The 16,110-nt window shown below is 63.8% G+C and carries 16 protein-coding genes; 11 read left to right on the plus strand and 5 right to left on the minus strand.

What is annotated here, in order from left to right; all coding sequences use genetic code 11:
• Positions 1–29 precede the first annotated feature (29 nt).
• Positions 30–1,481 carry an APC family permease gene (locus tag ABLE85_RS22155; RefSeq protein WP_348794873.1) on the minus strand — a complete coding sequence of 484 codons (1,452 nt, stop codon included), beginning with the start codon at positions 1,479–1,481 and terminating at the stop codon, positions 30–32.
• A gap of 286 nt (positions 1,482–1,767) precedes the next feature.
• On the opposite strand from ABLE85_RS22155, the gene ABLE85_RS22160 reads away from it, so the two are divergent.
• Genes ABLE85_RS22160 through ABLE85_RS22175 form a run of 4 tightly spaced genes read left to right on the plus strand, consistent with a single transcriptional unit; the run spans position 1,768 to position 5,823 of the window.
• Positions 1,768–2,550, plus strand: coding sequence for an IclR family transcriptional regulator (locus tag ABLE85_RS22160; protein WP_348794874.1), 783 nt, complete (start codon positions 1,768–1,770; stop codon positions 2,548–2,550).
• Positions 2,550–3,803, plus strand: coding sequence for a Tm-1-like ATP-binding domain-containing protein (locus ABLE85_RS22165; protein WP_348794875.1), 1,254 nt, complete (start codon positions 2,550–2,552; stop codon positions 3,801–3,803). The genes ABLE85_RS22160 and ABLE85_RS22165 overlap by 1 nt, the downstream gene beginning before the upstream one ends.
• Positions 3,800–4,447: an HAD-IA family hydrolase gene (locus tag ABLE85_RS22170; RefSeq protein ID WP_348794876.1), complete on the plus strand. Its 648-nt coding sequence runs from the start codon at positions 3,800–3,802 to the stop codon at positions 4,445–4,447. The genes ABLE85_RS22165 and ABLE85_RS22170 overlap by 4 nt, the downstream gene beginning before the upstream one ends.
• Before the next feature lie 17 nt (positions 4,448–4,464).
• Positions 4,465–5,823, plus strand: coding sequence for an aspartate aminotransferase family protein (locus ABLE85_RS22175; protein WP_348794877.1), 1,359 nt, complete (start codon positions 4,465–4,467; stop codon positions 5,821–5,823).
• An 80-nt stretch (positions 5,824–5,903) separates the two neighbouring features.
• Here the strand turns inward: ABLE85_RS22175 and hpaR are convergent, their stop codons facing one another.
• Positions 5,904–6,374: a homoprotocatechuate degradation operon regulator HpaR gene (gene hpaR / locus ABLE85_RS22180; RefSeq protein WP_348794878.1), complete on the minus strand. Its 471-nt coding sequence runs from the start codon at positions 6,372–6,374 to the stop codon at positions 5,904–5,906.
• A 134-nt stretch (positions 6,375–6,508) separates the two neighbouring features.
• Between hpaR and ABLE85_RS22185 the strand changes: the two genes are divergently transcribed.
• The 6 genes from ABLE85_RS22185 to hpaI all read left to right on the plus strand — a co-directional run bounded on the left by ABLE85_RS22185 (position 6,509) and on the right by hpaI (position 11,996).
• On the plus strand, positions 6,509–6,904 hold the full coding sequence (locus tag ABLE85_RS22185) for a 5-carboxymethyl-2-hydroxymuconate Delta-isomerase (RefSeq protein WP_348794879.1): 396 nt from the start codon (positions 6,509–6,511) through the stop codon (positions 6,902–6,904).
• Positions 6,905–6,973: 69 nt separating this feature from the next.
• A complete protein-coding gene (gene hpaE / locus ABLE85_RS22190) occupies positions 6,974–8,491 on the plus strand; it encodes a 5-carboxymethyl-2-hydroxymuconate semialdehyde dehydrogenase (RefSeq protein WP_348794880.1) in 1,518 nt (505 codons plus the stop codon).
• Positions 8,492–8,532: 41 nt separating this feature from the next.
• The gene (gene hpaD / locus ABLE85_RS22195; protein ID WP_348794881.1) at positions 8,533–9,513 is read left to right on the plus strand and encodes a 3,4-dihydroxyphenylacetate 2,3-dioxygenase; all 981 of its coding nucleotides are present in this window, start codon (positions 8,533–8,535) and stop codon (positions 9,511–9,513) included.
• Positions 9,514–9,537: 24 nt separating this feature from the next.
• Entirely contained in the window at positions 9,538–10,410 is an 873-nt protein-coding gene (locus ABLE85_RS22200; protein WP_348794882.1) for a fumarylacetoacetate hydrolase family protein, read from the plus strand.
• A gap of 3 nt (positions 10,411–10,413) precedes the next feature.
• Positions 10,414–11,217 (plus strand): 2-oxo-hept-4-ene-1,7-dioate hydratase, encoded by an 804-nt coding sequence (gene hpaH / locus ABLE85_RS22205; RefSeq protein ID WP_348794883.1) that lies wholly within the window; start codon positions 10,414–10,416, stop codon positions 11,215–11,217.
• 8 nt (positions 11,218–11,225) lie between these two features.
• Positions 11,226–11,996: a 4-hydroxy-2-oxoheptanedioate aldolase gene (gene hpaI, locus ABLE85_RS22210; RefSeq protein WP_348794884.1), complete on the plus strand. Its 771-nt coding sequence runs from the start codon at positions 11,226–11,228 to the stop codon at positions 11,994–11,996.
• Positions 11,997–12,308: 312 nt separating this feature from the next.
• On the opposite strand, the gene ABLE85_RS22215 is transcribed toward hpaI, so the two are convergent.
• Positions 12,309–13,013 (minus strand): IS6 family transposase, encoded by a 705-nt coding sequence (locus ABLE85_RS22215; protein WP_348794885.1) that lies wholly within the window; start codon positions 13,011–13,013, stop codon positions 12,309–12,311.
• A 219-nt stretch (positions 13,014–13,232) separates the two neighbouring features.
• Here ABLE85_RS22215 and ABLE85_RS22220 point away from each other — a divergent pair, with 219 nt between their 5' ends.
• Complete coding sequence (locus ABLE85_RS22220) at positions 13,233–13,967, plus strand: aspartate/glutamate racemase family protein (RefSeq protein ID WP_348794886.1); 735 nt, start codon at positions 13,233–13,235, stop codon at positions 13,965–13,967.
• 22 nt (positions 13,968–13,989) lie between these two features.
• On the opposite strand, the gene ABLE85_RS22225 is transcribed toward ABLE85_RS22220, so the two are convergent.
• Both ABLE85_RS22225 and ABLE85_RS22230 read right to left on the minus strand, forming a co-directional pair.
• Positions 13,990–14,904: a carbohydrate kinase family protein gene (locus tag ABLE85_RS22225; RefSeq protein ID WP_348794887.1), complete on the minus strand. Its 915-nt coding sequence runs from the start codon at positions 14,902–14,904 to the stop codon at positions 13,990–13,992.
• A complete protein-coding gene (locus tag ABLE85_RS22230; protein ID WP_348794888.1) occupies positions 14,901–16,091 on the minus strand; it encodes an SIS domain-containing protein in 1,191 nt (396 codons plus the stop codon). Before ABLE85_RS22230 ends, ABLE85_RS22225 begins: the two co-directional genes overlap by 4 nt.
• Positions 16,092–16,110 lie beyond the last annotated feature (19 nt).

Here is a 16,110-nt window from a genome sequence, read left to right on the forward strand (position 1 = left end):
GGGGGAACTCCCCCGCCGGTTCATGATTATCAGGCTTCCACGCCGGCGCCGAGGCGGGCGAAGGAAACGCTGTTTCGGGATTTGAGCGATGCTGCGAGAACAAGGCCGATGACGCCGGCGATCAGCACCAGTCCCGGCAGGAAGACGGCAAGGAAGCCCCCGGCACCCGCTAGGTCGCCGAAGTTGGAGGCGATGAAGATCACCAGCGCCAGAAGGATCAGGCCGGTGATCGCCGGGATGATCCTGGTCACCAGTGCGCTCGGCTCAAGACCGGGATTGCGGCCGAAGAAGACCACGATGGCAAAGGCCGTCAGCGCCATCAAAACCATGATGGCGAGCGTGCCGACATTCGTCAGCCACGAGAAGAGAGCCAGAACCGGGTCCTGACCAGTGAAGGCGAAAAGCCCGATGACGAGAACCGCGATGATCGTCTGGATGACCGAAGCGACATGCGGGCTCTGGTAGACCCGATGGGTAACGCCGATCGATTCCGGCAGCAGCTTTTCGCGGCCTGCAACATACATGTAGCGGGCAACGCCGTTGTGGAAGGCAAGCACGCTGGCGAACAGGCTGGTGACGAACAAGAGGTTCATGATCGGAGGCAGCCAGGAGCCGACATAGCGCTCGGCCAGGCCGAAGAGGAAGGTGGTCGGATCGGCAAGCCCCTGCAGTTCCGGCACCAGCTTGTCGGCGCCCGCGCCGTTCACCATCAGCCATGAGGTGAACATGTAGAACAGGCCGATGATCAGCACGGAAATGTAGGTCGCACGCGGCACGGTCTTGTTTGGTTCGCGGGCTTCCTCGCTATAGATCGTGGTCGCCTCGAAGCCGATGAAGGCGGCAAAGCAGAAGAGAATGCCGATGGATGGCGAGCCGCTGAAGAAGGCGGTGGGCGTGAAGGACGAGAAGCCAAGACCGCTGTCACCGCCCTTGCCGAGGATCGCGACGTTGATGACCATCACGACCGCATATTCGAGGAGGACGAGAACGGTCAGGATCTTGGCTGAAAGATCGACGCGGCGATAGCCGAGCACCGCCACCAGCGCGATGCCGATATAGGTCCAGACCCACCAGGGCAATTCCAGCCCGAGACTGGCGAAGAAGCCCGACGTGGCCGCGCCGAACAGGCCGAAGATGCCGATCTGCATGCAGTTATAGGCAAGGATGGCGATGAGAGCGGCGGCGCCTCCCATCATGCCGCCAAGCCCCTGCGCGGTGTATGCATAGAAAGCGCCGGCGTTGCGGATATGCCGCGCCATCGCGACATAGCCGACCGCAAATAGTAGCAGCACGGTGGTGACCAGCAGGAAGCCTGCCGGAATGCCGGCACCGTTGCCGAGCATCATTGAAAGCGGCACGCCGCCTGCGACCGCCGTCAGCGGTGCGGCTGCCGAAACCACGAGAAACGTGACCGCGCCGACACCAAGCGCATTCTTGCGCAGTTGGTTCGCCCCGGTCGCGGGCGAAGATTGACTGTCCATGTTTTCGCTCCCCTTTTTGGCAGCTTCTGCCATCTGCCCTTGGACGGTTCTCCAAAGGCCTCCTCCGTCGAAGCGAATTGAGACAGCGAATTTCCTCTTGCGCTCAGTCCTCATCGGTTCATTATTTGAACCGTCGCTTCAAATATAGACTTGCAAAGGACGCATCGACCTGTCAAGTTATTTCGCATGTTAAGTATCCCAGTCTGATAGAATCGGCCACTCAGCGATCACCACAAGGGGACGGGCATCGGGAGACTTCAGGCGGCGCTCAGCAGCGGAGGAATTGATGAGCACCATCGGAAAGGCGCTGACTTTGCTGGACGCGGTATCGCGCCTGGAAAAGGAAGTCGGGCTCACCGAGATCGCAAGGCACTGCGGGCTCGACAAGGCCACAGCGCGCCGCTTTCTCGTCGAACTGGAGAAGCACGGCTTCGTCGAGCAGGACCCCGAAACCCGGCGCTATCGGATCGGCGGGGCGCCGGTGCGGCTTGCGCGCATCCGGGAGGCCCGTTTTCCCTATCTCAGCACCGCAGCCCCATTCGTCCGTGAACTGGCCGAGGCCTCGGGCGAAACCGTGCATCTGTCGGAATATGCCGCCGGCAGGCTTTCGACGATCCTGGTGGAGGACTCGCCGCGCGCAAACCGAGTCATCGTCGAAGTCGGCAGCGTTCTGCCCTTTCATGCGACGGCTTCGGGCCTCGCCTTCCTCGCCTTCTGTCCGGCCAGGCAGCTGGAGGACCTGCTGTCCGCGCCGCTCGAAGCCTTCACCGAAAACACAGTCACCTCTGCAAACGACCTGCGCAGCCTGTTGGCCGAAACGGCGAGGCGCGGCTATTCGATCTGCCTGCAGGGCCTGGAAAGTGGCGTGATCAGCACGGCAGCACCGATAAAGGCGCCCAACAGCCTGCCCATCGGCACCATCGCGGTCGCCGCACCCTTGGTCCGCGCCGACGAGGCAACGATCCACCGGCTCGGATCGACCACTGCGGCCACCGCAAAACGCATTTCGGAAAAATTCTTTGGACTTGAGCAGCTTGCTGCTCAGCCGCTGGCGAGGAGGGCCGGCTGATGAATGCGATGAACCGTCTACCCAACATACTTGTCCTGGGAACGGGAGACACAAAGAGCGAGGAACTCGAATTCATGGCTTCCGTCATTCAGGAAGCCGGTGGCGTGCCGGTCATGGTAGACGTCAGCATTCTTGGCGATCCTCCCTACACGCCTGAATATTCGCGGCACGACGTTGCCGCCGCCATCGGCAAGACCATCGAGGCGATCGCGACAAGCGGCGACGAAAACAGCGCCATGGAACTGATGGCGTCTGGTGCTGCCACCCTCGTCCGCAACCTCCATGAAGCCGGCCAGGTGGATGGCGTCATCGTCCTTGGCGGCTCGCTCGGCACCGACCTTGCGCTCGACGTCGCCGCCGTCCTGCCGCTCGGCGTGCCAAAATTCGTCGTATCGACCATCGCCTATTCGCATCTTCTGCCGCCGGAACGCATCGCGCCGGACCTGATGATGATTCTGTGGGCCGGTGGGTTGTACGGACTGAACAGCATCTGCCGTTCGGTACTGTCGCAGGCCTGCGGCGCGGTCGTCGGCGCCGCCCGCTTCGGCATCAGGCCGAGCAGCGAGCGGCCGCTCATCGGCATGACCTCGCTGGGGTCGAGCTGCCTCAAATACATGAAATACCTCAAGCCCGAGCTGGAGCGCCGCGGCTACGACGTTGCCGTCTTCCACGCGACCGGCATGGGCGGTCGCGCCTTCGAGGCGATCGCCGCGCAGAAGGGCTTTGCCGCGGTCTTCGATTTCTGCATTCAGGAGGTGAGCAACCATCACCATGGAACGGTGGTCACCTCCGGCCCGGACCGCATGGAAAATGCGGGCCGCGTCGGCATCCCTCAGCTCGTGGCGCCCGGCGCGGTCGACATGGTGGACCTGCAGGCCTGGCGCGAACTGCCCGCCGCCCTGGCCGACCGGCCTTATCACGCCCACAACCGCCTGATCGGCTCGGTCACCACCGCACCGGAAGGGCGGCGCGAGATCGCCCGCGTCATTGGGGGCAAGCTGGCCGGGACGAGTGCCGAAGTCGCCTTCATCCTGCCGCTCAAGGGCATCCAGGAATGGGACCAGGAGAACGAGCCGCTGTACGAGCCCGAAGCGCTCGACGCCTTCATCGACGAGATGCGGCGCGCGGTTCCCGGGAGCGTCAGCCTGCACGAGGTGGACAGCCACATCAACGAGCTGGAATTTTCCGAAAAGGCGCTCGCCATCTTCGACGAATGGATCGCACGCGGCATCGTGCCCGGGGGCCGGCCATGACCGGACGCGCGCTGATCCTCGATTTCGGCGGCGTCGTCACGCGCACGCTGTTCGAGACACATGACGTGACCGAACGCGCGCTAGGTCTTACCCCTGGCAGCCTGACATGGCGCGGGCCGTTCGATCCGGCAACCGATCCGGTCTGGGTGTCCATGCAGAAGCGCGAGATCACTGAGCGCGATTATTGGATGACGCGCACCCGGGAGGTCGGTCGTCTCGTCGGCGAGGAATGGGTCGATATGAAAACCTTCGTGCAGCGCGCCCGCGGGGCCGATGCCGAACTCGCGCTGCGGCCGGAAGCACGCGATGCCATCCTCAAGGCGAAGGAGGCCGGCATCCGGCTCGCCATTCTCTCCAACGAGCTCGACCTGTTTTACGGCGTCGAGTTCCGCAAGCGCTTCCCGTTGATCGATCTCTTCGAGATCATCGTGGACGCCACCTACACCAAGATATTGAAGCCCGATCCCCGCGCGTATGAGCTTGCTCTGTCGGAGCTCGACCTGCCGCGCGAGGCCTGTGTCTTCGTCGACGACCAGAAGAAGAATATCGAGGGTGCGGAAGCGGTAAAACTTCCTTGCGTCCATTTCGATGTCACCCGGCCTGCCGAGGGCTATGCGACAGCCCTCACGATGCTCGGCCTTTGAACGGACAGGAACGAAAAATGCGTGAAGCCAATTTCCTCATCGAGAACAACGCCCGCCATCTGTGGCATCCAATGGCCCATCCGGCCGAAATGCAGGCGTCGCCGCCCCGGATCGTCAATGCCGGTGAAGGCGTCGAAATCACCGACATCCATGGCAAGCGCGTGCTCGATGCCGTCGGCGGGCTTTGGAACGTCAATCTCGGCTATTCCTGCGAGCCGGTGAAGGAGGCCATCCGCCAGCAGCTCGAGCAGCTTCCCTTTTACTCGACCTTCCGCGGCACCACCAATTCGCCGCTGATCGAGCTGTCCTACGAACTGGCTGAATGGTTCAAGGAAGATGGGCTGGTCCGCTCCTTCTACACCTCAGGCGGCTCCGATTCCGTGGAAACCTGCCTGCGTCTCGCCCGCCAGTACCACAAGCTGAACGGTCAGCCCGAGCGAACGAAATTCGTCGCGCTGAAGAAGGGCTATCACGGCACGCATTTCGGCGGCGCATCCGTCAACGGCAATTCCAACTTCCGCCGCAACTACGAGCCGCTGCTGCCCGGCGTCTTCCATCTTCCCTCGCCCTTCACCTACCGCAATCCCTTCGCGACCACAGACGGCGCGGAGATCGCCAAGGGCATCGCCCGCCTCTTCGAGGACGAGATCGCCTTCCAGGGCTCGGACACGATCGCCGCGCTGATCATGGAGCCGGTTCTCGGCGCGGGCGGGGTGATCGTGCCGCACGAAACCTTCATGCCGCTGATGCGGGAGATCTGCGACCGCCACGGCATCCTGCTGATTGCGGACGAGGTGATCACCGCCTTTGGCCGCACAGGCGCCTGGACGGGCTCGCGCCTTTGGGGCGTCAAGCCCGACCTGATGTCCACCGCCAAGGCGATCACCAACGGCTATTTCCCGTTTGGCGCGGTGATGATTTCCGAAAGGGTCGCGCAGGCGTTCGAGAACAACAAGGGCGCGATGGGTTCCATAGGCCATGGTTACACCTATTCCGGCCATCCGGTCGGCGCAGCAGCGGCGCTTGCCACGCTGAAGGAAACGAAGCGGCTTGACGTCGCCCCCAATGCAAAAGCGCGCGGCGAGGAACTGATCGCCGGCCTCAGCGAACTGCAGCAGCGTCATGAGCTGGTGGGCGATGTGCGCGGCAAGGGGCTGATGTGCGCGCTCGAACTCGTATCCGACAGGGAGAAAAAGACCGGCGCTGCGAAGGACGTGGTTCAGAAGGTCTACGATGTCGCCTATGAGGCGGGCGTCATGGTCCGCACCTCGGGCGTGAACGTCATCATCTCGCCGCCGCTCGTCATCACCGCCGCGGATGTCACCCGCATCGTCTCGGCGCTCGACGCCGGCCTCTCTGCGGCCGGAGGCAAATGAGCTCTACCAGGACCCGTGCACATCGTGCGGTGCGAACGCGTCTGGCTCCGGGTCGCGGACGGGCTTCTTGGCGGGCCGGATCAGACGCCGAGCGTGGCGAGATCGTCCAGCATGTCGAGAAGCTTCTCGACCCGCTCCTTGCCGAACTTTGCCTCGAGCGTCGCATAGATAGCCCGGCTCTCGGGGCCGACCTCGGCAATCACCTTCATGCCCGCGGGCGCGATTTCCAGCAGCACCCGTCGGCCGTCGTCGGCGTCCTTGTGCTTGGAGATCAGGCCGCGCTCCTCGAGCGAGCGGATGATGCGCGTCAGGCTGGGGGCGAGAATAAACGCCTTCTCAGCCATCTCGGTGGCGTCGACCTGCCCGGACTCGGCGAGGATGCGGATCACCCGCCATTGCTGCTCGGTCAGTTCATGGCGCGCGAGCATGGGCCGGAAATGCCCCATCACCGCCTCGCGTGCCCTGAGAAGCGCTATCGGCAGCGAGCGGCGGGTATTGTGGGGAAGAAGGCCATCCGGCTCGGATGTTGCAGAGGTTTTCTGGCGGCTCATAGGTGCTCTATGCGGCATTTTTCACCCTTCCGCAATTACCGGCGCATCGAGGACCGGGGCTGAAATCCCGCTTGACAGCGCCGGGATTATTATTAACATGTTAAATAATGAAAGCGAAGGGGATCGGGCAAGAAATGCCGCACTTCACGATCGAGTACTCGGCCAATCTGGACAAGCGCGTCGATTTCGAGCGCCTCTGCCGTGCCGTCCGCGACACGATCATGGAGACCGGCCTGTTCGAGCTTGGCGCGGTGCGCGTGCGCACGATCCGCAGCGAGCATTATGCGGTTGCAGACCTTTTGCCGGAAAACGGTTTCATCGACATGTCGTTTCGCATCGGCCGCGGCCGCTCCGACGACGAGAAGAAGCGAACTGGCGAGGCGATCTTCGCGACGGTCACGCGCGAGCTCGCGGGTCTTTTCGCCACGCCGCATTTCGCCCTCACCCTGGAAATCCGTGAGATCGACCCGCAGCTGAGCTGGAAGAAGAACGCCATCCATCCCCGGCTCCGCCAGGCCGACGCACGATAGGTCTTTCCAGTTCGCACCTCAAATTCCAGCGCGGCCCGCAGGGGTGGCGCGCCACGACCGGAGAATGAAATGTCCAAACTCGATGAGAACATCGCCAAGGCGGAAGGATTCCTCGCCCGCTTCCGCCAGCATGGCGTGCTCAACCACATCAACGGTGAGGCGGTTCCGGCGGTCGGCGGCGAAACGTTCGAAACGATATCGCCCGTCGATCTGAAGCCGATCGCAAAGGTCGCCCTCGGCCGCGCCGCCGACGTCGACCTGGCCGCAAAGGCGGCCAAGCAGGCCTTCCCGGACTGGGCCGGCATCTCCGGTGACGAACGCAAGAAGATCCTGCACAGGATCGCCGACGCCATCGTCGCGCGCGCAGAGGAAATCGCCTTCGTCGAGTGCATGGATACGGGCCAGTCGCTCAAGTTCATGTCCAAGGCGGCCCTGCGTGGCGCCGAGAACTTCCGCTTCTTCGCCGACCGTGCCCCGGAGGCGCGCGACGGCAAGGTGCTGCGTGGCGGCAACCAGGTCAACATGACGACGCGCGTGCCCATCGGCCCGGTCGGCATCATCACGCCGTGGAACACGCCCTTCATGCTCTCCACGTGGAAGATCGCGCCGGCGCTCGCTGCCGGCTGCACGGTCGTCCACAAGCCTGCCGAATTCTCGCCGCTCACAGCCCGGCTGCTCGTCGAGATCGCCGAGGAGGCGGGGCTGCCCAAGGGCGTGTGGAACCTCGTCAACGGTTTTGGCGAGGACGCCGGCAAGGCCTTGACCGAGCACCCGGCGATCAAGGCCATCGGCTTCGTGGGCGAAAGCCGCACGGGCTCGATGATCATGAAGCAGGGCGCCGACACGCTGAAGCGCGTCCACTTCGAACTCGGCGGCAAGAACCCCGTCGTCGTCTTCGCCGACGCCGACCTGGAGCGTGCGGCGGACGCGGCCGTCTTCATGATCTATTCGCTCAACGGCGAGCGCTGCACGTCCTCGTCGCGACTGCTGGTCGAGGAAAGCATCTACGACAGCTTCACCGCGAAGGTCGCCGAGAGGGCCAAGCGCATCAAGATCGGGCATCCGCTCGATCCCGAGACGGTCGTCGGCCCGCTCATCCATCCCGTGCACGAGAAGAAGGTGCTGGAATATATCGGCATCGGCCGCAATGAGGGCGCCACTGTCGCCGCAGGCGGCGAGAAGTTCGAGGGTCCGGGCGGCGGATGCTACGTCTCGCCCACGCTGTTTACCGGCGCCAACACCGGCATGCGCATTGCCCAGGAAGAGATTTTTGGCCCCGTGCTCACCGCCATCCCCTTCAAGGACGAGGCGGAGGCCCTCGCGATCGCCAATGATGTCCGTTACGGCCTGGCGGGCTATCTCTGGACGTCGGACGTCACGCGCGCCTTCCGTTTCACCGACCATCTCGAAGCCGGGATGATCTGGGTGAATTCGGAGAATGTGCGCCACCTGCCGACCCCGTTCGGCGGCGTCAAGAATTCCGGCATCGGCCGCGACGGCGGCGACTGGTCCTTCGATTTCTACATGGAAACCAAGAACGTGGCATTCGTCAGCTCGGCGCATGCCATTCAGAGGCTCGGCGTCTGAGCGCGCGTTAAGCGCGCCCAACGCTCGTGGAGGAGACACTCATGCCATTGCCCAAACCGAACCTTCATCCGCCCTTCAACATCGTGCGGCTGAGCCATGTCGAGCTCGCCGTCACCGATCTTGCGAAGTCGCGCGCGTTTTATGTCGACGTGCTCGGCCTTCAGGTCACCGACGAGACGGCCGACACGATCTATCTGCGCGCGATGGAAGAACGCGGCCATCACTGCATCATCCTGAAGAAGGCGGACAGGGCAGAGGCGCGTGACCTGGGATTCAAGGTCTACAGCGAGGAAGACCTGGACAAGGCAGCGCATTTCTTCAAGCAGAAGGACCTGCCGGTCGAATGGATCGAGCGGCCCTACCAGTCGCGCACCTTCCGCACGCGCGATCCGCAGGGCATTCCGCTCGAATTCTATTCGAAGATGGATCGCCTGCCGCCGATCCATCAGAAATACGCGCTCTACAAGGGCGTGAAGCCGTTGCGCATCGATCACTTCAACTGCTTCTCGCCGAATGTCGACGAGGCGGTGGCCTTTTACAACGAGATCGGCTTCCGCGTGACGGAGTACACCGAGGACGAGGAGACCGGACGTCTCTGGGCGGCCTGGACGCACCGCAAGGGCGGCGTGCACGACATCGCCTTCACCAATGGTCGCGGCCCGCGTCTGCACCACACCGCTTTCTGGGTGCCGACGCCGCTCAACATCATCGATCTGCTCGACCTGATGTCCACCTCCGGCTGGCTCGCCAATATCGAGCGCGGGCCGGGCCGCCACGGCATTTCGAATGCCTTCTTCCTCTATGTCCGCGACCCCGACGGCCATCGCATCGAGATCTACTGCTCCGACTACCAGACGGTCGATCCGGACCTGGAGCCGATCAAGTGGGACCTCAAGGACCCGCAGCGCCAGACCCTGTGGGGCGCACCGGCTCCGCGTTCCTGGTTCGAGGAAGGCAGCAACTTTGCCGGCACCGAGGCCAAGGAATCGATCCTCAAGGCCCAGCCTATCGTGGCACCGTAAGCATAGATGGGCGGAAGGACTGACATGGAACGCGCAAGATTCGCCACATTCTCCGTCGCCGGGGCGCAAAGATACGGCCTAGTCACCGATTGCGGGGTCGTCGACCTCACGGCCCGGCATGGCAAGCAATGGCCGACGCTGCGCGAGGTCATCGAGGCGGGCGCGCTACAGCGCCTCGCCGACGAGGCAGCGGGTCTTACCCCGGATATCGACCTTGGCGACATCCGCTACAAGATTCCTGTCCCGGCTCCGGAAAAGATCATCTGCGTCGGCGTGAACTTCCCCGACCGCAACGAGGAGTACAAGGACGGCCAGGCCGCCCCTTCCAACCCCTCGCTCTTCATCCGCTTCCCGCGTTCGTTCGTGGGCCACAAGCAGGCCTTGGTGAGGCCGCCGGAAAGCCCGCAGCTCGATTATGAGGGCGAGATCGTCATCGTCATCGGCAAGGGCGGGCGACGCATTCCCGAAGCCTCCGCGCTGGACCACATCGCCGCGCTGTCGCTCTGCAACGAGGGCACGCTGCGCGATTGGGTGCGGCACGCCAAGTTCAATGTCACGCAGGGCAAGAATTTCGATCGCAGCGGTTCGATCGGCCCATGGCTCGTACCCTTCACCCACGAGGCGCAGCTCGCCGACATCAAGCTGGAGACGCGCGTCAATGGCGAGGTGCGCCAGCAGGACCGCACCAGCCGCATGATCTTTTCCTTCCGCAAGATCATCAGCTACATCTCCACCTTCACGACGCTCGTGCCGGGCGATGTCATTGTGACCGGCACCCCGACCGGCGCAGGCGCACGCTTCGATCCGCCGATCTGGCTGAAGCCCGGCGATGTCGTGGAAGTCGAAGCCGAAGGCATCGGCCTTCTGCGCAACCCGATTGCTGACGAGGTGATCTGAACCATGCTGACAAGCGCCGAGATAGCCGCCGCGGTGAAGGCTCTGGACGATGCAGAGAGAAGCCGCGTCCAGACGGGCCTGCTTTCCCTAAAACATCCCGAAATGAGCATGGACGATGCCTATGCCGTCCAGTCTGCCTGGGTGAAGCAGAAGATCGCCGACGGCCGCAAGGTGATCGGCTGGAAGATCGGCCTCACCTCCAAGGCCATGCAATATGCGCTCAACATCGACATTCCGGATTCCGGCGTGCTCTTCGACGACATGATGTTCGAGGACGGCGCCACTGTTCCGAAGGAGCGTTTCATCCAGCCGCGCATCGAGGCCGAGATTGCCTTCGTGATGAAGGCCCCGCTCAGCGGCCCGAACGTCACCGTCTTCGACGTGCTCAACGCGACGGACTATGTCACGCCCGCGCTTGAAATCCTCGACACGCGCATCCTGCGCGTCGATCCGGAGACCAAGAAGGCCCGCACCATCGTCGACACCATTTCGGACAACGCCGCCAATGCCGGCATCGTCATCGGCGGCCGCGCCATGCGCCCGCAGGAGGTCGACATGCGCTGGATGGGCGCGATCGTCTCGCGCAATGCCGAGGTGGAGGAAACCGGCCTCGGTGCCGGGGTTCTCAATCATCCGGCGCGCGGCATCGCGTGGCTGGCAAACCGCCTCGCCGCCTATGGCGAGAGCATCGAGGCCGGCCAGATCGTACTTGCCGGCTCCTTCATCCGCCCCGTCGAAGCCCGCCACGGCGACACGATCGTCGCCGATTTCGGGCCCTACGGGACGATCAGCTGCTTCTTCGAATGAGGTCCTGAATGCCGGTCCCTCGCAATCTCTTCAAACAGGCGCTTCGGGACGGCCGGACGCAGATCGGCATGTGGCTCGCGCTGGCCAGCCCCTACACCGCCGAAATCTGCGCCGGAGCCGGTTTCGACTGGCTGGTCCTCGACGCCGAACACGCACCCAACGACATCCCGCTGCTGCTGTCGCAGCTTCAGGCGTTGGCCGCCTCGAGCAGCCATGCGGTGGTGCGGCCGCCGATCGGCGAAGCCTGGCTCATCAAGCAGATCCTCGACATCGGCGCCCAGACGCTGCTGGTGCCGATGGTCGAAAGCGGCGAGCAGGCGCGCGCCTTGGTGCGGGCGACCCGCTATCCGCCGCACGGCATGCGTGGGGTGGGTGCTGCCCTTGCGCGCGCCTCCGCCTTCAACCGCATCCCGGATTATCTCCAGACCGCCAACGACGAGATCTGCCTGCTCTTGCAGGTCGAGAGCCGGGCGGGGCTTGCCGCGATCGACGACATCGCCTCGACCGACGGCGTGGATGGGGTCTTCATTGGCCCTGCTGATCTCGCCGCCGACATGGGGTATCTAGGCAAGCCCGGTGCGCCGGAAGTGCAGCAAGCGGTGGAAGCCGCCCTCACCCGCATCTGTTCGCATGGCAAGGCCGCCGGCATCCTGACCTCCGACCAGACGCTCGCCCGCCGCTATGTCGAACTGGGGGCGAGTTTCGTCGCCGTCGGCAGCGATGTGGGGCTTCTGGTGGCGGCGACGACGAACCTCCGAGCCGCCTTTGCGGCACGCTAAAGCCGGCGCCGCAGACTGACGGCAAGAACGCCATCTACTGAGGCATGGACGCAGGTAGGGCGCGGCGCGATCACACCCCCCGTTTCAGCCTTCGCCCGATCGACGGTGGTCACGCAGCACGCCGCGGGGTTTGTTTGGCAGCCAAGGCGCGATGATCGCTCATTCCCGGTCCGTGGTTCGTAGCGCCGTCGCGCCACAGGCCGCCCCGGGCTTTTCCTGGCCTATTCCTTAGCTTCGTGCAGCCAACCAAGCCTCGCGCGGGTACTGTCACGTTGTTTGAAATGCAGACGCGCAGGAGCCGAGAGCGCTATTTCAGATGAACTGTTGGCTTTTCGCTTTCCATTCTGCCATAGCCTGAAGGCGGTGGGTTCGTATCTGATGTGCTGAACGGCTGGAATGGGAGGGAACGAAGTGATTGCGGACCGCCGAAAAGACCGAAACGAATTGCTGCAGTGATGCGATCGACCTGAAGCCTTGCCGTGTTTTCTCTCGCTTTCGAAACGGCAAGTGCGAATTTTCGGCCCGGTTATTCAAGCCCTTATGTGAGCGGTGCTCGACCTCTGGCATGACCTGGCGTCTCCCGGCACCGTACGAGCGCAACTCGTCGGTGACCATGCGCTTCGGTGCCATACCCTGCTTCTTCAACAGTCTGGTCAGCAATCGCTTGGCAGCCTTGGTGTTGCGGCGGGTCTGGGCGATCTCGTCGAGCACATAGCCATCTTGGTCAACCGCCCGCCACAACCAGCATTTGCGCCCATTGATGCGAACAACACGCTCATCGAGGTGCCAGGTGTCGCTGGGCGAGGGTGGCTTGCGACGCAAACGGCGTGCATAATCGGCACCGTGCGTCCGACACCACCGGCGGATCGTCTCATAGGAGACAGCAACGCCGCGCTCGAGCATCATTTCCTCGACCTCGCGCAGGCTCACATTGAACCGGAAGTAGAGCCACACGGCTCGGGCAACGATCTCGACCGGAAAGCGATGATTCTTATAGGTCGGCGTCGGGCTGCTCATGCTGTGGGACTACCGCAACTCCATTGACGAATAATCAATGTGACAGCCCCATTTGGGCAGGTGCACGGCCCCGCGGCTCACACAGGATCATCGACGGAACATTTACACTCCCTTTGGGAAGTGTAGTGGCAACAAAAAACGATCTTTATCAGCCATAATCACGGTCCTATAGCGGGCGGGAATAGATATAAGGTCTCCAGTCTTTTCCTGGAGAGTCCGGTGCATATCCGAATAATTAACCCGAACACCACAACCACGTTCACAACAGGTCTAGTCGCCGCAGCGACCACTTTCGCAGCCACGGGAACGCTGGTCGATGCGAGGTCTCCGGCGTCCGGAACGCCATCCGTCGAAAGTCATGTGGAAGAAGCCATTGCCGCGATCGGCGTGATGGAGGAAATCGTCAAGGGCGAGCAGGACGGGGTGAACGCCTATGTGATCGCCTGTTTTGGCGACACGGGTGTAGCGGCTGCACGCGAACTCACCAACGCTCCGGTGGTCGGCATGACCGAGGCAGCATTCTTCGCCGCGTCGCTGGTTGCCGCCCGGTTCAGCGTCATCACCTTGCCGCCGCGCACGCGCATCCACACCGAAAGGGTTCTGCGCGAAACCGGGATGAGCGAACGCTGCGCGGCCGTGCGCGCAATCGACGTCCCCGTGCTCGATCTAGAGGACGAAGAAGAGGCTATTGGCGTCGCTTTCCTGGAGGCGGCCAGACATGCGCTGGACGAAGACCATGCCGAGGCGATCGTGCTGGGCTGCGCCGGCCTCACCAATCTCGTCGAGCCGCTGACCCGCGAGCTCGGCGTTCCCGTCATCGACGGCGTGATGGCTGGGCTGAAGATGGCCGAAGGGCTGGTGATGCTGGGCCTGGGCACCAGCAAGCGGTCGAGCTTCGCCTACCCGCCGGCCAAGAACCTCACCGGCCCTTTTTCCACCTTGCTGAAGGGCTGAGCCCCCCGCAGGCGATGGCGGCCTATGGCCGCCACTCGTCGAGCCGGCGGCGCATGTGGGCCGGGTCGGCCTTGAACAGCGGATCGACGCCGTACCCCGCGACGGTGAAGGATGCCGCCACCGCACCGGCTCGGGCCGCGCGTTCCGGGTCGCCACGATCGGCCAGATAGGCGGCCATGAATGCGCCGCAAAAGCTGTCGCCCGCACCGGTCGTGTCGACGACATCGGCGACGGAGAAGGCAGGAACCCTAAGCTCGACCTCGCGTTCGCGGTCATACAGCAGCGCGCCCTCGCCGGCGAGCTTGATCACAACAAGCTTCGGGCCGACCGCAGCAAAGGCGCGCGCCGCCGCGCTCCAGTCGCTGGTGCCGAGCAGCCGAACCACTTCCTCCGCGCTGGGCATGAAGATGTCGACCTTCGAGATCAGCTCGCGCAGCGCCGCTTCGTTGCCCTTGATGTAGTCTTCCTGCGGATCGAGCGCGACGACGGCATTGGTGTTCGCCTTGAGGTCGGCGACGAGCCTCTGCTGCGCCGTCAGCGTCATCGCCAACACCATGAACCCCTTCGCGTCGCGATAGGAGGGGGGAATGTCCGCGGGCAGCGGCGAGAGGATGTCGAACTCCTCCTCCGTGGCAAACAGCGTCCACTCGCGATCGCCATTGGCGAAGTACTCGACGCGATTGTGCAAGGTGGGCGAACTCCGCCTGGCAAGCCCCGCGTCGTCCAGCCCGGCCCGCCTCATCTCGGCGACGATGGAATCCGGAAAATCCGTGCCAACGGGAGCCACGAGCTCACTCGAGGGCTCCCACGGACGCGCTGCGAGCGTCGCATAGAGCGCGTCCCCGCCTGTGCAGCCGGGACGCTCGCTGCCGTCGGGAAGGACGACATCGTCGATGGTGAAGTTGCCGAGGCAGACGAGCGAGGGCGTGGCACTCATGCTGCGTGCACGCTTTCGGCGGCGCGGAACTTCGCCATGGCGACATGGTAGGCGAAGAGCTGCACCGGGATGGTGTAGACCAGCGCCGACAGCACCTCGGGCACCGCGGGCAGCCGCAGCACGACGTCGGAGCAATCGTCAAGCCTGGTCTCGTCGCCGGTCACGAGCGAATAGATCTGCCCACCCCAGCGGCGACCTTCCTGCGCGGTGTCGCGAGCGCGCGGCACAGAAGGTCCTTCCGGTGCGATGAGGAACAGCGGGTCGCCGGCCTTCTGCGAGTTGTAGTGGTGGAACTCTTCCAGCGGGATGGAGATGCCGTGGTCGGGCGAGCACTCTTTGACCTTGGCCGATCCGAACATCGCCGCCGCAAACGAAGGGCCGCCCGCGGCATAGAGATAGACGCTGCGTGCAGCCTCGCGCTCGGCGATGGCGGCAATGACCGCCTCATGGCTTGCGATGACCTCAGCGATCTGGGCGGGGATAGCGTCGAGCGCCGCCTGAAGCGCCTCAACCCGCTCGCCATTCGAGCCCTTGGCCTTGGCGATGTCGAGGGCAAGCTGGCAGAGAAGCGCGATCGCGGCGGTGCTTGCCTGGGTCGGCCAGCCCTTCCGCTGCGCGTGGACGGTCAAGCGATGGTCAGACTCGGCCATCAGCGCCGAGCCCGGCGTGTTGCTGAGCGCCAGCGTGTGGGCGCCCTTGGCCTTGGCGATCATCATGGCTTCCACGGTCCGCGTGGTGGTGCCGCTGGAGCTCAGCGTGATCATCAGCGTGTCTGGGCCGAGCGTGTGGTGGTAGTAATAGGCCATGTCGAGCGCCTGTACCGGCTCGCACGGAATGCCCAGCAATTCCTCGAACAGGCTGCGCACAGCCACCATCACGGCCAGCGAATCGCCGCATCCGGTCATGAAGATACGGCGGATGCCGGCAGCGGCGATGTTCTGGGCGGCAGCGGCGATGTTTTCCCGCTCACGCTGCAGCGTGGTGCGGATGACCTCGGGCTGCTCCAGGATCTCAGGCAGCGTGAAGTCGACCCGGCGACGGCGCTTGGGGTCCAGCGGATCGTCCGTCGGCAGCGCCGCCATCAGTTGCTGTTCGCGCTCGAACAGATCCGTGACCAGCGCCCTTGAGCGGAGATCGAGCGGCGATTGGTCGCCGAGCAGTGGCGTGAGAAGGCTGGCATTGGTCATGATGGGATCCGAAGTCGCG

The sequence above is a fragment of the Mesorhizobium sp. KR1-2 genome (assembly GCF_040045035.1).
Lineage (GTDB): Bacteria > Pseudomonadota > Alphaproteobacteria > Rhizobiales > Rhizobiaceae > Pseudaminobacter.